This is a genomic window from Bacteroides ovatus (assembly GCF_001314995.1).
Lineage (GTDB): Bacteria > Bacteroidota > Bacteroidia > Bacteroidales > Bacteroidaceae > Bacteroides > Bacteroides ovatus.
On record NZ_CP012938.1, the window covers coordinates 898869 to 914906 of the forward strand.

The window sequence follows — 16038 nt, forward strand, 5'->3', positions numbered from 1 at the left end:
AGAAGCAAATGACTTTAGAAAATTAATGCATGAAGAATAGGGCAGTTCATGCATTTTTCGTATTTTTGCACCCTGTTTTAACACTCAAGAAAACTTTAAATAGAAAAATATAATGGCAAAAGAACTGAAAGACCTTACCAAACGTAGTGAAAACTACTCACAGTGGTATAACGATTTGGTGGTAAAAGCTGATTTGGCAGAACAATCTGCCGTGCGCGGATGTATGGTGATTAAGCCTTACGGATACGCTATCTGGGAGAAAATGCAACGTCAATTGGACGACATGTTCAAGGAAACAGGACACGTAAATGCATATTTCCCGCTATTAATCCCGAAATCATTCTTAAGCCGCGAAGCAGAACACGTAGAAGGGTTTGCGAAAGAGTGTGCCGTAGTAACACATTATCGCTTGAAGAATGCAGAAGACGGTTCAGGAGTCGTAGTAGATCCTGCAGCTAAATTGGAAGAGGAATTAATTATCCGTCCGACATCAGAAACAATCATCTGGAATACTTATAAGAACTGGATTCAGTCATACCGTGACCTGCCTATTCTCTGTAACCAATGGGCGAATGTTTTCCGTTGGGAAATGCGTACCCGTCTTTTCCTGCGTACTGCCGAATTCCTGTGGCAAGAGGGACATACCGCTCATGCTACCCGTGAAGAAGCAGAGGAAGAAGCAATCAGAATGTTGAATGTATATGGTGAATTTGCAGAAAAATATATGGCTGTTCCCGTTGTAAAGGGAGTGAAATCAGCCAATGAACGTTTTGCAGGTGCACTTGACACTTACACAATAGAAGCCATGATGCAGGACGGAAAAGCATTGCAAAGTGGTACTTCCCACTTCCTGGGACAAAACTTTGCAAAGGCATTCGATGTTCAGTTCGTTAACAAGGAAAACAAGTTGGAGTATGTTTGGGCTACTTCATGGGGTGTTTCTACTCGTTTGATGGGTGCATTGATTATGACTCACTCGGATGACAACGGATTGGTATTACCTCCACATTTGGCTCCGATTCAGGTAGTAATCGTTCCTATCTATAAGAATGACGAACAACTGAAACAAATTGACGCTAAAGTAGAAGGCATTGTAGCTAAGTTGAAAGCATTGGGTATCTCTGTGAAATATGATAATGCAGATAACAAACGCCCGGGCTTCAAATTCGCTGATTATGAATTGAAGGGTGTACCTGTTCGTTTGGTTATGGGTGGTCGCGATCTTGAAAACAACACTATGGAAGTGATGCGCCGTGATACACTGGAAAAAGAAACGGTTACTTGTGAAGGCATTGAAACATACGTTCAGAATTTGCTTGAAGAAATGCAAGCTAATATCTACAAGAAAGCATTGGACTACCGTAACTCCAAGATTACAACAGTAGACACCTATGACGAATTTAAAGAAAAAATCGAAGAAGGCGGATTTATTCTGGCTCATTGGGATGGAACTACTGAAACCGAAGAAAAAATTAAGGAAGAAACTAAAGCAACCATTCGTTGTATTCCGTTCGAGTCATTTGTTCCGGAAGACAAAGAACCTGGTAAATGTATGGTAACAGGTAAACCATCTGCTTGCCGCGTGATATTTGCACGTTCTTATTAAACAAAATTCGCACATAATTATAAAAAGGATGGAAACGGCTCAATCGCTTTCATCCTTTTCTTTTTTTTATTATATTATTTATGGCCTGTCCTAACAGTTCATTAGACATTCAATAGTTATTTCAAGCTCTTTTTTCAATCCATTTCAGTTTTATTTCAGAAATATCCCTTTTCTTTGTAGTATGTAAAAAAGAAAGGAGACAAAATTATGAAGATATTGATTGTAGAAGACGAACCCTCTTTGAGAGAACTGATTCAATGTTCACTTGAAAAAGAACGTTACGTTGTAGAAACAGCCAGTGACTTCAATTCTGCTCTACGCAAAATTGAAGATTACGACTATGATTGTATCTTATTGGACATCATGCTACCGGACGGAAGCGGACTTGATCTTCTTGAACGACTGAAAGCTCTCCATAAGCGGGAGAACGTGATTATTATTTCCGCGAAAGACTCTCTGGAAGACAAAGTTTTGGGATTAGAACTGGGAGCGGACGATTATTTGCCAAAGCCATTTCATTTGGTTGAACTAAATGCACGAATTAAAAGCGTGATTCGTCGCCATCAGCATGATGGAGAGATTGATATCCGCCAAGGCAACGTACGGATAGAACCGGATAAATATCGTGTATTTGTCAACGAGCAGGAAGTGGAACTAAATAGAAAAGAATATGATATCCTGTTATATTTTATCAATCGCCCTGGGAGATTAATCAATAAAAACACTTTGGCCGAATCAGTGTGGGGAGACCATATCGATCAGGTCGATAATTTTGACTTCATATATGCACAAATCAAGAATCTTCGCAAAAAGCTCAAAGATTCCGGTGCAACTATTGAAATTAAAGCAGTCTATGGATTTGGGTATAAAATGATAGTAGAATAAAAAAGAAAGAAATTATTGTCCATGAAATTAATATATTACATCATTCTTCGTATTACTCTTGCTCTGACCCTTATACTGACGGTCTGGGCTATCTTCTTTTATGTTACGATGATCGATGAAGTCAACGATGAAGTGGATGATGCTTTGGAAGATTATTCGGAAACCATCATTATCCGGGCATTGGCAGGAGAGGAGCTACCTTCTAAAACCAATGGCTCCAACAATCAATATTATATGATGGAAGTAAGCAAAGAGTATGCGGAAAGCCGGGAGGATATTCAGTATAAAGACTCTATGGTATACATTGAAGAAAAAGGAGAGACCGAGCCGGCACGTATTCTTACTACTATCTTTAAAGATGATGAAGGACGATACCACGAGCTGACAGTATCAACTCCCAGCATTGAAAAAGACGATTTGAGAGATGCCATCCAGGTGTGGATTATATTTTTATATGTAGCTTTATTATTCTGCATTATTATCATTTCCGTATGGGTATTTTACCGGAATATGCGACCGCTCTATGTACTTCTACACTGGCTGGACGGTTATCAAACAGGAAAAAGAAATAAACCTTTGAGTAACGATACTCAAATCACGGAATTCCGGAAATTAAATGAGGCTGCCATTCGTTATGTGGAACGTACGGAGCAGATGTTCGAACAACAAAAACAGTTTATCGGAAATGCTTCACACGAGATACAAACTCCACTTGCTATCTGCCGTAATCGATTGGAAATGTTGATGGAAGATGATTCGCTATCAGAAAAACAACTGGAAGAACTGATGAAAACGCATCAGACTTTAGAATACATCACTAAATTAAACAAATCCCTATTATTGCTTTCCAAGATTGATAATGGTCAGTTTACGGATACCAAAGAATTGGAACTCAATGTACTTCTCAAACAATATCTGCAAGATTACGAAGAAGTTTATGATTATCGCAACATAGAAGTCACGATAGATGAACAAGGCGTTTTCAAGGTGACAATGAACGAATCCCTGGCTGTTGCTTTACTCACTAACCTCCTGAAAAATGCATTTGTACATAATATTGACGGGGGACATATCCGAATCACCGTTACTAAGAACGGCATTACTTTCCGAAATTCGGGAGTGGAACATCCGCTGAACAAGGAACATATCTTCGAACGTTTCTATCAGGGTAGCAAAAAAGAAGGATCTACAGGGCTGGGATTAGCTATAGCCGATTCCATCTGTCGTTTGCAACATCTGAATATAAAATATTACTTCGAGCAGAATGAACATTGCTTCGAGATTTCCCAATCATAAGATTCATCTGAAAAACACAGAGGACACGGATTTTAAGTGAACGACCTGTCGGTTATCATAAAACCAATTTGTCAGGTATATCCATCCACCTGTTTCTCCGTGTCCTCTGCGTCTTTTATAGTGAGCAGGTTATCGGGATCGTATTTCTCTCCTCATAAACATGATATAAGAAATAGCGAAGCAAATAACCGTTGCCGCAATCAATCCGGTCAACTGTGGCCATACAACTAAAAGACTTTGTCCCAATGGGAGCGGACTAGGGATAGCTCCCTGTACCTGTTCCATAGTCAATGGCCCCAAACTTCTGACAGAAGGCATCAATAGTGTGGTGGTAGCTTCATTAAACAGTTCACTCGGTGCCAAACGCATCAACCCTAGAATAAACTTCTGATAACTGATAATCTGATAAGGTGATGCCATCTGTGACGGACTCAACCCTTTTGCCACCAAATTAACAATCATGGTATAGAATACACTAAAAAACAGCCAAACAGCCACAGATGCTAAGGCAGAAGTCGCTGCCTGACGGAAACGGAGTGAGAACAGAATAGCCAGATTCAACCAGAATGCTACATAAAAGATACTGGTAATGATGAAGAAAACAATTCTCCAAAACTCTTCTGCCGTAGGAGGAATACCAATAGCAATCAGCCCACATCCCATCACCAGAAAGCCCAATACAAACAACATGATACCTATCACAATCAAAGCAGCCACAAACTTCGCATTGATAATGCAATCGCGATGAATAGGCTGGGACAGCATACGGCTCAATGTTCCTTTATTTTGTTCGGAATTGACTGCATCAAATCCCAAAGCGATTCCCAATAGGGGACCTAAGAAGTTAATAAACAGCACAAAAGAGGGGAGAGTCCCATCTGAAACCGTAAACAACTTCAAGAAAAGAAACGAACCGTCCGGATCATTAGGTTTGATGGCTTCACTAATATTGGTGAGTGCTGTATATAGCGACCCCATACAGGTAAGTGCTATAATGCCTATTAGTATAATAAAACGCCAACTTTTGACATGATCGGAAATTTCCTTGTTGACGATAACCCAAAAAGGATGATTGACTTTATTCATGTCTTTCTCCTCCTTCCTCAAAATAATGGTTATAAATATCAGACAATTCCTGCTTCTTATCTTTCAATTCTGCCATATCGATCAAAGCAAGTAATTGGCCATTACTGAACAAACCTACCCGGTCGCACACTTTCTGTACCTGATCCAGATGATGGGAAGAGAAAAGCACTGTCAGTCCTTCTTCTTTACTCAACCAGCGAATCAGTTCGATAAATTCCTGAACACCTGCAGGGTCAATCCCTGAAGTCGGCTCATCGAGAATAATAATCTCCGGATTTTTAATAAGTACATCAGCCAATCCCAACCGCTGTCTCATACCACGAGAGTATTTCCCTGTCTTTTTGGCTAACTGATCTTCAAGGCCTACCCGCTTCATCAGTTCCATAGCCTTGGTTTTTGCCTCTTTATCAGAAATACCATTTAATCGCGCTGTATAGATCAAATTCTCCGGTCCTGTCATATCATCATAGAATCCTACATCTTCTGGCAAATACCCAATTTTCCTTTTTACTTCAATGGGGTGTGTAGTAGAATTGATTCCACAAATTTCAACTGTTCCCGAAGTAGGCTCTGTCAATCCCAACATCATTAAGATAGTAGTTGATTTTCCAGCACCATTCGGTCCCAGTAATCCGAAGATTTCTCCTTTCCGGATATTCAGGCGAATATGATCTACAGCAGTGAAATTACCGTATTGTTTGGTCAAATCGGTAAGTACGATCACTTGTTCGCCCATAATTTACCTCCTTCCATATTTACGGAACAGATAGTAAACCACGCCGATGGTGGCAATAATGATAAGAACGCCTACCCATCCCCATATCATCGGAGTTTTTACTGCAACTCTGAACTGCGCATCGGCATTTACTTCAGGAGTTTTTGCCATGATGGTAGTCACATAGTCGCCTGGCAATGCTTTTTTAGAAGCTTTCAAAGTAGCCATAACCGTTGATGTCTCTCCGGCTTTTAGTGCATCGATTTTTGAAGGTTCGAAAGTTACTTCCCAGTCAGCAGGTTTATTAGCAGACAGCTGAATATCTTTCAGTAATGAAGAACCTGTATTTCTGACTTCCAGTTCTATTTTCTTTATATCACCTGCTGTGACATCTGTGCTCAATAACCCACGGGGAGTAGTCAGTTCCATTTGATAAGAGCCGGTAACAACCACTTCCAGTTCCAATTCAGCGGAAGTGGTACCTGTAGCAGCGCGTACCGGAATTTTGTAACTGCCGGCTTCTACATTGGCAGGAGGAGTAATATCTATACTTACATTTTGGGTACTGTTGGCTTCCACTTGTGCAGAAGTGGCTTGCTTATAATTAGGTTTAAAAACTACATTCCAACCTCTGGGTGCATTAGCCATCAAAGCATATAGCTGCTGGTCGGCAGTCTGATTCTTTAAAGTGGCGCTGAAAGTGAAGGTTGATTTAGAATTTCCCTGCATGTTGGGTTGGTCGGTAGTAAATTCAGTCTGGTATGTTCCTTTTTGAGCAACCACCACATCCAATGGAAGTTTGGCGTTTCCGGCATATACTACAAAGTGATAATTACCTTTATTCACTTTTAATGGGACTTCGACTTTTAAATTGAAAGTCTTTTTCTCTTTGGGAAGTACCGATAGTTGGCTAAGGCTCCAGCCACCGGATTTCATTTCGTGTTTCCAACTGGCGGACAATCCGCTGACAGAAAGATTCGCATTCATCAACTGGTCCGTGTTGTTGATAAGATCAATACTGTAGTCAATTGACGCTCCGGGAGATACGGAGATTTTTGTGTAAGGTGTGTACAGAATCACGCTCTTAGGTATTGAATCATTGGCGTGCGTGTAACTCATAGGGATAATCCCCAATAGAATAGCTAATAATAAAAAATAATTTGTTCTCATAGTCATACAAAAGTTCTTATGGTTGTTTAATATGAATATTGTCAAATTTGTGTGTGCAAAAATAAACGATGTATCTATTAGTAGTTTTAAAAGAATCCTAAAGAATCTAATTTCAGGAAGAAATTATAGTGACACTATCCCTATAGGATGGTGACGGTATCCTTTATATATAGTGACGCTATGTTAACCGGATAGCGTCACTATATTTTTTCGATTTTTTTTCGGAAATTCTCAAAATTCCCAAATCTTTTCAGATTCTCCTCTCATCTTTGCATTATCAAATTAATAATAATAGTAAAAACCAATATTAAAAAACAACGATTATGAAAAAGTTAGTATTCTTATTAGTGTGTCTTTTCACTTTGCAAACAGTAGCTCGTGCAGATGACGACAAACCAATCCAGGTAACTCAAATGCCACAACCGGCACAGCAGTTTATCAAACAGCATTTTGCCGACAGCAAAGTAGCATTAGCCAAAATGGAAAGTGATTTCTTCTATAAAAGTTATGAAGTGATTTTCACGAATGGCGATAAAGTAGAGTTTGACAACAAAGGTAACTGGGAAGAAGTGAACTGCAAATATAGTTCTGTACCTACAGCAATTATTCCGGCAGCTATTCAGAAATACGTAGCGACCAATTACCCTGATGCTAAAATTCTAAAAATTGAGAGAGATAAGAAAGATTATGAAGTAAAACTGTCCAACCGTACGGAACTGAAGTTTGACCTGAAATTTAATTTGATTGATATTGATTTCTAAACCTATTTAAATTGAACAAAGATGAAACTAAAGATTTATACACTTTTACTGGCACTAAGCGTCACATGGAGTCTGCAAAGTTGTGACAACGATGACGATGGTTCAATAGCTGTTCCTGCCGAACTTCAAAGTGCATTTTCATCCAAATTCCCTAATGCTGCAAATGTGAAGTGGGAAACTAAGTCTGGATATTATGTAGCAGATTTCTATGACGGATATGAAGCATCTGCATGGTTCACCCAAGATGGTAAATGGCAAATGACAGAAACGGACATTCCTTACAATGCATTACCACAAGCAGTAAAAACGTCTTTTGAGAGCAGCGAATATGCCTCATGGAAGCGGGATGATATAGACAAACTGGAACGGACAGGCGTTGAAACTGTTTTCGTAATTGAAGTCGAAAAGCAGAATCAGGAGGTCGATTTGTATTATTCTGCTGATGGAACTCTGATTAAAAGCATTGTAGACACTGATGATGATAACACCGAACATCTTCCTGTACAATTGACTGAAGCTATGAAAAACTTCATCAATGAAAAGTATCCGAATGCAAGAATCATGGAAGTAGACGTTGAGGATGATAGAAATGATTGGGATTTTGGATATACAGAGGTAGATATCATTCATAATGGAATCCCAAAAGATGTATTGTTCAACCAGACTGGAAATTGGTATTCTACTTCATGGGAAATACGTCAGAATGAATTGCCTGAAGCAGTAAACAATACTCTCAATAATCAATATGGAGAATATCGTTTTGACGAAGCGGAGTATATTGAAAAAGCAGATGGTAGCATATATTATCGAATTGAACTTGAGAAGGGGGATGTAGATAAAGTAGTAAACATAGGCGAGAACGGTGCTGTCCTTTCATAGGTCAAAGTGCATAATTCTGAAACTTAATTCTCACAAACAACAAACGATGACATAATTCCTGGTGGATATGTCATCGTTTATTATTTTTTACTGCTCCTGTACACGTTTTCTTTTCACTGCCGATTTAGCAGTTTTATCAGTGATGCTGTCCGTTTGTTGCGGTTTCACCTTTTCAGCTTCTTCCCGTTTCCGCTTATTGCGTAACCGCCATTTATTCCAGAAATATAGATCACTCCATTTATTGAAATCCTTTTTATACATGATACCTACACCTTGTGTAGTCAAGTTTGTTTTTGTGTAATAACGGTCATTTGTCTCATTATAAGCCTTCAAACGAATATCTCCCGAACGGGTAATCAGCCATTCTGCTTCAAAGTCTCCTACAAAGTTAGTATTAGCCATCGGATTATCCCGATAACCGAAGTTTCCATTTATCAATAAACGGTTATTCAATAATTGTCCCGACAAAATACCTTCTACTTCCATATCTGTCCAACCCTTATCACCCGTACTCAAATTCGTACCGATATTCCAGTTATTCGTTTCAAAGACTTGTGAAAGTGCATTATTCAACTGGCCGGAGAGAGTAGATGAGAGCACCGATGACATCACATTCGAATTCTGATTATTATTACGGGCATCTTCCGTATAGAACTTGCCAATACCCAACAAATAAAGAATCTGCATATTCATTTGCTCTTCCGTACTGATATAATTACGCACCAATGTTTGTATTTCATCTCTTTCATTCGGAAGTTCTATACCCAGTTTGATAGTCGGTCGTACCAGCATACCACTTAGATTCATGATACAATTTACACGTACATTGGGTTGTTGAATAATAGCCGAAGCATCCGGTATCAAGTCATTCAAAGAAGCGGAATTCACTATATATGAAGCTTGTATATCCATGTTAGCATCCAAAGGTGCACCATTGAACGTTATTGTACTTCCATCCTTGATAATAAAGTCTTTACGGATCACCTCCTGCAAACTAAATTTATATACTCCTTGATTGATCCGGTAATTACCAAACATTTTCACATCGCCCTTATTATAAAATTCCGTCCGGATATTTCCCGTACCTTTTCCGCTGATATAATCTCCGGCAATAGGGTCCATAATGATTCGCATGGTGGCATCGGGAGTTGCATCCACAAGAATATTCAAACGGATATCTGTTTTCTGCTCTTCCTCCTCCTGACGTTTTTGCTGTATTTGTTCGTAATATGAGATTACTTGAACAGAATCCTGGATAGTACGACGAGGTGTTTTATCCACGAATTTGATAAACTGATTGCTAGTAGCCGATGCTACACTACCATTAATATAGGTAAAGGTAGTATTTCGATTTGTAGTCATGCCCACATTTACATCGAGCCCCTGTATGGCGTTTCCAGAGAGCAATACATTCCCGGTACCATATACCGTACCATAGAAAGGCATATCTGTCGATTCTTTTGTGTTCATCACAAGCATATTATTTGCCTGTATCTCGAAACGATAGTTTAGGTTCTTAAAATGCTGGAAATGCAAATATCCATTCATTCTCCCCGAATGCCCTTCCATATCAGAGATATGTATATTATTGAATGTCAATCCGGTAGGAGCCAAATGAATAGTATCTTTTACCGCAAAATGTGTGTTTAAAATATCAAAATTCATGGATGCATCTGTCATAACCGCACCATCCAGGTTCAATCCTTTAAATTTTCCATAGAAATGTACTTTTCCTGTTCCTCGCCCTTTAATATCATTGGCAATAGACTTCATATAATGTTCGAGGAATTTCAGATTCAATTCATTTGCTTCAATATTTAAATCAAGTCCGCTCTCGGGTTTTAATGGATAAATAATACCCGTGACACGCGACGGAGAAGGAGATATATCCTGAATGGATGCATCCAACCGGATACCTCTGTTTTCATTATCCCACTCACCATATATATCCAGTTCACCCAAACGACCGTGATTGAGTGAGAAATTCTTTATAAATAAACGGGTATTCATGATAGGCTTTTTAAACACTCCGCTTGCATAAGCCGTTCCTGTTGCATCGCCCTCAAAATTTACATCGTCGGATATACTTGCAATATCAAATACATATCCCATATTTATATCCTTTAGATCAACCTTTACAGTATCTTTAGGATTCTCGGAAAGCCGGCCGTTAATACGTACATACCTATCCTGATGACTAAAATAGAAATTATTCACATCCACTCGTCCGGAATCGACCACCACCTGCGAAGGATGTATCTTCCAGAGAGTATCATTTAAAATAACATCAGTAGGCTTCACATCCACCATCGCTTTCAACAATGACTTTTCTCCGCTTGTACGTAGAAATTTGGCAACAGCTGCTAATTTCCCGCTATATGTTGCTGCAGCATTATTTCCCCAATCCAAAGTCGTACTGACATTGTCATCTTTAGCTTGTGCATCCAGAGATAGATTGACTGCCCCTTTCTTTTTCAAATTAGTCAGACGAACCCGTGCACGAATATGATCTGCCGGATTCTCGCACAGAATCATACCTGACTCAATATAGTTGTTCTTATATTGCAGACGGGGAAAATATCCCTCTATACGCAAGCGTTGTAAAGCATCATTAAAATATCCCTTCAACGTAGAATGAGTATATACCGTTAACGGTATATCAAATATCGTAGATAAAATGTCCGTATTATATATATGTATATCAAACAAAAAGTTATTATGGGTTTCAATCGGCTTCTTGGGAGGTAATATCAAAGACGGCACATATTTCCGCATAATATTCAGAATACTGGCAGGCAATGTGTGATATTGGAATTTTCCCTCTATGCTTGCTTTCAGGAATTCGGAAGTCAATCTAAGCTGATTTTCTCCATTTTGTTTGGTTGCCCGGATATTCATATTCTGCATGAAATATGCTTTATCCGGAGCTGTAAATTCCAAGCTATCCACATTGATTTCTCCAATCATCTCATCCACTGATCCACCTGTAAAATTGGCTTTCAGTTTTAAAGAGAACTCTGCATCAGGATATTTGGTCGTAAGATTCAAATCATGTGGGCGTACTTTATTGACTACTGCAAGAAAATTAAAAGTAGGAACTTTGGATGCAACATTTACGTCTCCATTCAGATAAATAGAGCCATTAGGATCATCCAACGCAATCTTTCCATTAAATCCGCCTTGTTTGTATTCTCCGTCCAGTGTGATATTTTCATATCTATATCTGCTATAATCTATCGAAGCAATCAGTCCTTTCAATTCTACGGCAGGCAAGTGGTCAGCAATATGCCGGCCATGTACATCCAGATTGAAAGTAATTTCTCCCAATTCCTCATTATCCAATAATTTACCTAGTTGAAAATCCTCTGTTTTGACAGCTCCGGAATACGCAAACAATCCTTTTGTCTTATCAGAACTCAATTTTAAGTCGGTCTTTACATTTCCAAGACTCGTTTGTAATTGTCCATAAGTAACTAAGTCCGTGAAGTATCCCGAAATTTCTCCCTGGAAACTCACGTTGCCCAAACGTTCGAGAAGAGGAGGAACTCCATTATAATTAGGACTCAAATTACGCACTAAAAAACCGACTCCGCGCGTATTGGCCGAAAGTTCGGAAAGGGTTCCATATACATACGCATCTTGTGGACGCGATAAGTCCTGAAGCGATACATCTCCTCGCAGACGGAACTGACGGTCATCGGCTGTAATCTCCAGATGCGAACAAGTCAACTGATCCACAGTTCCCTTCACCTCCATATCCAACGTCACCGGTTCCTTGAAATGCGAGAGGATAGGGACAAAAGGAGAAATATCTTTTAAAGTAACTTGCGATGGCAAAGTACGGAAAGAGAAATGCACCTGTTCTGTAAAACGGTCAAAAGCTTTCAAACTATCATACTCCAAATGAATGGTATCAAGCTTGAGAGAGGTTTCGGGCAATTCTATTGTAAAATTATCAATGTTTGTCTGCTTGTTATTGGCAACCAGTTTCAAACTCATTTTTTTCAAAGAGAAGCCGGATGCTTTTTCATCAAGGCTCAATCGCTTGATCCCTAAATTCAAAGAGTCCTTACTTAATGCCTTCAGCGATATATTAGCGATGATATTTTGAAGCTGAATATGCTTAGCGTTAAATTTCCCCGGTGTTTCTTCTTCCGACAACACATGATAAGACATCCTTCCACGACGAATCAGGATGGAATTAATACGCAAATCAAGGGAGTTTTCTTTCTTCACGGTATCTTTGGAAGCAAAAGCATCCAAAACAAACTTAAAATTAGGAGGGGAATCCGGAGTCTCTTTCCGGAGATTGATATTAAATCCGAAAAGCTGGACACTGCTAATGGATATCTTTCCTTTAAAAAAGGGCATAATATCGAACTTGGCAGACAAACGTGTGACTTTGAGCATTTCCTGACCACTCTGATCGTCAAGCAATACATCATCAATAATAATACGGTTCAATAGACCCATATTAATTCTACCAATCACTACCTTTGTATTTAAAACTTCAGAAAGTTCTTCAGCTACAAATACACTCATTGCTTGCTGAATGTTTGGTATATTCAGCAAAACAATAGTCCCGATATATACTCCCAGTACAATACCTACTACCCAGCGTACAGTCTTTTTCAGCGTTCTGATATGCGATAACTTTTATTTTGCGAACAAAAATATAAAATAGTTCGTTACGAATCGTAGTTTTATGATTACTTTTGCACCGTTTAATAGTTTAAATACTTATGAGTGCAATAATTTTAGGAATTGAATCCTCCTGTGACGATACGTCGGCAGCCGTAATCAAGGATGGTTATTTGCTGTCAAATGTGGTATCAAGTCAAGCCGTACATGAAGCATACGGTGGAGTAGTACCCGAGTTGGCTTCACGGGCACACCAACAAAACATCGTACCGGTAGTACATGAAGCATTAAAACGTGCCGGCGTCACCAAAGAAGAGTTGAGCGCGGTAGCTTTCACTCGCGGACCGGGATTGATGGGGTCTTTGCTTGTTGGAGCCTCCTTTGCAAAAGGATTCGCTCGTTCTTTAAACATCCCAATGATTGATGTTAATCATTTGACCGGACATGTTTTAGCTCATTTTATTAAAGCGGAAGGAGAAGAAGAGAGACAACCTGTTTACCCATTTCTCTGTTTGCTGGTATCTGGAGGAAATTCACAAATCATACTGGTCAAAGCCTATAATGATATGGAGATTCTTGGACAGACTATTGACGATGCCGCAGGTGAAGCTATTGATAAATGCTCTAAAGTGATGGGACTTGGTTATCCCGGCGGACCGATCATTGATAAACTGGCTCGTCAGGGAAATCCGAAAGCTTTTACATTCAGCAAACCGCATATTCCTGGTTTAGATTACAGCTTCAGCGGATTGAAAACTTCCTTTTTATATTCATTACGCGACTGGTTAAAGGAAGATCCTGATTTCATAGAACACCATAAAGTAGATCTTGCAGCATCATTGGAGGCTACTGTAGTGGATATTCTGATGGATAAATTACGAAAAGCCGCCAAAGAATATAAGATTAATGAAATAGCTGTGGCCGGAGGAGTTTCTGCAAATAATGGATTGCGTAATGCTTTCCGGGAACATGCCGAGAAATATGGCTGGAACATTTTTATCCCTAAATTCAGTTATACGACTGATAATGCAGCCATGATCGCCATTACCGGATATTTCAAATATCTGGATAAGGACTTTTGTTCTATTGATCTTCCGGCTTATTCTCGTGTGACGTTATAATAAGGTATACCTTAATTATATATAAGATAAAAACTAAGAAGTATGTTTGCCGAAATAATAACTATTGGCGACGAACTGTTGATAGGACAGATTGTCGACACTAATTCAGCCTGGATGGGGCAGGAATTAAATAAAATAGGCATTGAGGTTCTTCGTATTGTTTCAATCCGTGACCGGGAAAAGGAAATCTTGGAAGCGATTGATAATGCGATGGAAAGGGTGAATATTGTTTTAGTAACCGGAGGACTCGGACCTACCAAAGACGATATCACCAAACAAACTTTATGCAAATACTTTCATACAGAACTGGTTTTCAGCGAAGAAGTATTCGAAAATGTAAAACGGGTACTGGCAGGGAAAATACCAATGAATGCACTCAACAAAAGCCAGGCAATGGTTCCGAAAGATTGTACAGTGATAAATAATCCTGTAGGAAGTGCTTCTGTCAGCTGGTTCGAAAGAGATGGAAAGGTACTTGTTTCCATGCCGGGCGTTCCGCAAGAGATGACTGCCGTAATGACAGAAAGTGTATTACCTAAACTGCACGAGAGGTTTCAAACGGATGTGATTATGCATCAAACATTTCTTGTACAACACTATCCGGAATCCGTATTGGCAGAAAAACTGGAACCGTGGGAGAGTGCTCTGCCAGAATGTATCAAATTGGCATATTTGCCTAAGCTGGGGATTATTCGTCTTAGACTGACAGGACGCGGACAAAACAGGGAAGAAGTAAAAGTTCTTCTTGAACGTGAAAAGGTAAAATTAGAGAAAATACTTGGTGAAGACATTTTCGGTGAAGAAGATACGCCATTGGAAGTTATAGTCGGTGAACTTTTAAAAAAGAAGAAATTGACCGTTTCCACCGCAGAAAGTTGTACCGGAGGCAGTATTGCCGCACGTTTGACCTCCATTGCCGGTAGTTCTGAATATTTTAACGGAAGCGTAGTAGCCTATTCTAATGAAGTAAAAATGGGACTTTTACACGTTTCCTCCGAAACATTGGAGCAACATGGGGCCGTCAGCGAAGAAACTGTGATTGAAATGGTAAAAGGTGCGATGAAAGCACTAAAAACCGATTGCGCCGTTGCTACTTCAGGGATAGCAGGTCCTGGAGGGGGTACTCCCGAGAAGCCGGTGGGAACTGTTTGGATAGCCGCTGGTTATAAAAACGAAATTCGTACTTACAAACAGGAAACGAACCGCGGAAGAAGCATGAATATCGAAAGAGCAGGCAATAATGCACTATTAATGCTCCGTGATTTACTCAAATAAAGAAAAATAGGTGCCTGGAAGTGAATTATTTTAGGAAATTCTTGTTTTATACGGATAAAAGTGCTTACTTTGCGTCCTGTTTGAAAGAAGTATAGATATAAAACTATAAAAATAAGATAGAAATGTCGAAGATTTGTCAAATTACCGGAAAGAAAGCCATGATTGGCAACAATGTTTCACACTCAAAGAGAAGAACTAAAAGAACCTTTGATTTGAACTTGTTTAACAAAAAGTTCTATTATGTAGAACAAGATTGTTGGATCAGCCTTAGCATTTGTGCTAACGGGTTGCGTATTATCAACAAAAAAGGACTGGATGCTGCGCTGACTGAAGCAGTGGCTAAAGGTTATTGTGATTGGAAAAGCATTAAAGTAATCGGCTAAACGTAGAGGAGAAAACTTACAATGGCAAAGAAAGCAAAAGGTAACAGAGTACAAGTGATTCTGGAATGTACAGAACACAAAGACAGTGGAATGCCGGGAACATCTCGTTATATCACAACTAAGAACAGAAAGAATACTACAGAAAGACTTGAGTTGAAAAAATACAACCCGATTCTGAAGAGAGTAACAGTACACAAGGAAATTAAATAATAAAGTAGTA

At 39.3% G+C, this 16038-nt stretch carries 13 protein-coding genes; 9 read left to right on the forward strand and 4 right to left on the reverse strand.

The window, feature by feature from the left end:
- Positions 1-112: 112 nt before the first annotated feature.
- The 3 genes from proS (at position 113) to Bovatus_RS03490 (ending at position 3787) form a co-directional block, all read left to right on the forward strand.
- Positions 113-1606 (forward strand): proline--tRNA ligase, encoded by a 1494-nt coding sequence (gene proS / locus Bovatus_RS03480; protein WP_004295995.1) that lies wholly within the window; start codon positions 113-115, stop codon positions 1604-1606.
- A 207-nt stretch (positions 1607-1813) separates the two neighbouring features.
- Positions 1814-2491, forward strand: coding sequence for a response regulator transcription factor (locus Bovatus_RS03485; RefSeq protein ID WP_004295994.1), 678 nt, complete (start codon positions 1814-1816; stop codon positions 2489-2491).
- Positions 2492-2512: 21 nt separating this feature from the next.
- Complete coding sequence (locus Bovatus_RS03490) at positions 2513-3787, forward strand: sensor histidine kinase (RefSeq protein WP_004295993.1); 1275 nt, start codon at positions 2513-2515, stop codon at positions 3785-3787.
- 129 nt (positions 3788-3916) lie between these two features.
- Here the strand turns inward: Bovatus_RS03490 and Bovatus_RS03495 are convergent, their stop codons facing one another.
- From Bovatus_RS03495 to Bovatus_RS03505, 3 genes are read right to left on the reverse strand one after another with little or no spacing between them, the layout of a single operon-like run.
- Positions 3917-4873: an ABC transporter permease gene (locus tag Bovatus_RS03495; RefSeq protein ID WP_004295992.1), complete on the reverse strand. Its 957-nt coding sequence runs from the start codon at positions 4871-4873 to the stop codon at positions 3917-3919.
- Positions 4866-5609 (reverse strand): ABC transporter ATP-binding protein, encoded by a 744-nt coding sequence (locus Bovatus_RS03500; RefSeq protein WP_004295990.1) that lies wholly within the window; start codon positions 5607-5609, stop codon positions 4866-4868. The genes Bovatus_RS03495 and Bovatus_RS03500 overlap by 8 nt, the downstream gene beginning before the upstream one ends.
- A 3-nt stretch (positions 5610-5612) precedes the next feature.
- Positions 5613-6764, reverse strand: a complete 1152-nt coding sequence (locus tag Bovatus_RS03505; protein WP_004295989.1) for a COG1470 family protein — start codon at positions 6762-6764, stop codon at positions 5613-5615.
- Between the two features lie 317 nt (positions 6765-7081).
- Between Bovatus_RS03505 and Bovatus_RS03510 the strand changes: the two genes are divergently transcribed.
- Both Bovatus_RS03510 and Bovatus_RS03515 read left to right on the forward strand, forming a co-directional pair.
- A complete protein-coding gene (locus tag Bovatus_RS03510) occupies positions 7082-7519 on the forward strand; it encodes a PepSY-like domain-containing protein (protein ID WP_004295988.1) in 438 nt (145 codons plus the stop codon).
- 21 nt (positions 7520-7540) lie between these two features.
- A complete protein-coding gene (locus tag Bovatus_RS03515; protein ID WP_004295987.1) occupies positions 7541-8398 on the forward strand; it encodes a PepSY-like domain-containing protein in 858 nt (285 codons plus the stop codon).
- A gap of 87 nt (positions 8399-8485) precedes the next feature.
- Here Bovatus_RS03515 and Bovatus_RS03520 read toward each other — a convergent pair whose 3' ends face one another.
- Positions 8486-12940 (reverse strand): translocation/assembly module TamB domain-containing protein, encoded by a 4455-nt coding sequence (locus tag Bovatus_RS03520; protein WP_004295986.1) that lies wholly within the window; start codon positions 12938-12940, stop codon positions 8486-8488.
- A 200-nt stretch (positions 12941-13140) separates the two neighbouring features.
- On the opposite strand from Bovatus_RS03520, the gene tsaD reads away from it, so the two are divergent.
- The 4 genes from tsaD (at position 13141) to rpmG (ending at position 16028) form a co-directional block, all read left to right on the forward strand.
- Positions 13141-14160: a tRNA (adenosine(37)-N6)-threonylcarbamoyltransferase complex transferase subunit TsaD gene (gene tsaD, locus Bovatus_RS03525; RefSeq protein WP_004295985.1), complete on the forward strand. Its 1020-nt coding sequence runs from the start codon at positions 13141-13143 to the stop codon at positions 14158-14160.
- A 42-nt stretch (positions 14161-14202) separates the two neighbouring features.
- Complete coding sequence (locus Bovatus_RS03530; protein WP_004295984.1) at positions 14203-15435, forward strand: competence/damage-inducible protein A; 1233 nt, start codon at positions 14203-14205, stop codon at positions 15433-15435.
- Positions 15436-15557: 122 nt separating this feature from the next.
- Positions 15558-15818 (forward strand): 50S ribosomal protein L28, encoded by a 261-nt coding sequence (gene rpmB / locus Bovatus_RS03535; RefSeq protein WP_004295983.1) that lies wholly within the window; start codon positions 15558-15560, stop codon positions 15816-15818.
- Positions 15819-15839: 21 nt separating this feature from the next.
- On the forward strand, positions 15840-16028 hold the full coding sequence (gene rpmG, locus Bovatus_RS03540; protein ID WP_002560155.1) for a 50S ribosomal protein L33: 189 nt from the start codon (positions 15840-15842) through the stop codon (positions 16026-16028).
- The last annotated feature ends 10 nt before the right edge of the window (positions 16029-16038 follow it).

Coding starts and splice junctions, on each gene's coding strand:
- proS (WP_004295995.1), top strand. CDS start 113: ATGGCAAAAGAACTGAAAGACCTTACCAAACGTAGTGAAAACTACTCA.
- Bovatus_RS03485 (WP_004295994.1), top strand. CDS start 1,814: ATGAAGATATTGATTGTAGAAGACGAACCCTCTTTGAGAGAACTGATT.
- Bovatus_RS03490 (WP_004295993.1), top strand. CDS start 2,513: ATGAAATTAATATATTACATCATTCTTCGTATTACTCTTGCTCTGACC.
- Bovatus_RS03495 (WP_004295992.1), bottom strand. CDS start 4,873: ATGAATAAAGTCAATCATCCTTTTTGGGTTATCGTCAACAAGGAAATT.
- Bovatus_RS03500 (WP_004295990.1), bottom strand. CDS start 5,609: ATGGGCGAACAAGTGATCGTACTTACCGATTTGACCAAACAATACGGT.
- Bovatus_RS03505 (WP_004295989.1), bottom strand. CDS start 6,764: ATGACTATGAGAACAAATTATTTTTTATTATTAGCTATTCTATTGGGG.
- Bovatus_RS03510 (WP_004295988.1), top strand. CDS start 7,082: ATGAAAAAGTTAGTATTCTTATTAGTGTGTCTTTTCACTTTGCAAACA.
- Bovatus_RS03515 (WP_004295987.1), top strand. CDS start 7,541: ATGAAACTAAAGATTTATACACTTTTACTGGCACTAAGCGTCACATGG.
- Bovatus_RS03520 (WP_004295986.1), bottom strand. CDS start 12,940: ATGAGTGTATTTGTAGCTGAAGAACTTTCTGAAGTTTTAAATACAAAG.
- tsaD (WP_004295985.1), top strand. CDS start 13,141: ATGAGTGCAATAATTTTAGGAATTGAATCCTCCTGTGACGATACGTCG.
- Bovatus_RS03530 (WP_004295984.1), top strand. CDS start 14,203: ATGTTTGCCGAAATAATAACTATTGGCGACGAACTGTTGATAGGACAG.
- rpmB (WP_004295983.1), top strand. CDS start 15,558: ATGTCGAAGATTTGTCAAATTACCGGAAAGAAAGCCATGATTGGCAAC.
- rpmG (WP_002560155.1), top strand. CDS start 15,840: ATGGCAAAGAAAGCAAAAGGTAACAGAGTACAAGTGATTCTGGAATGT.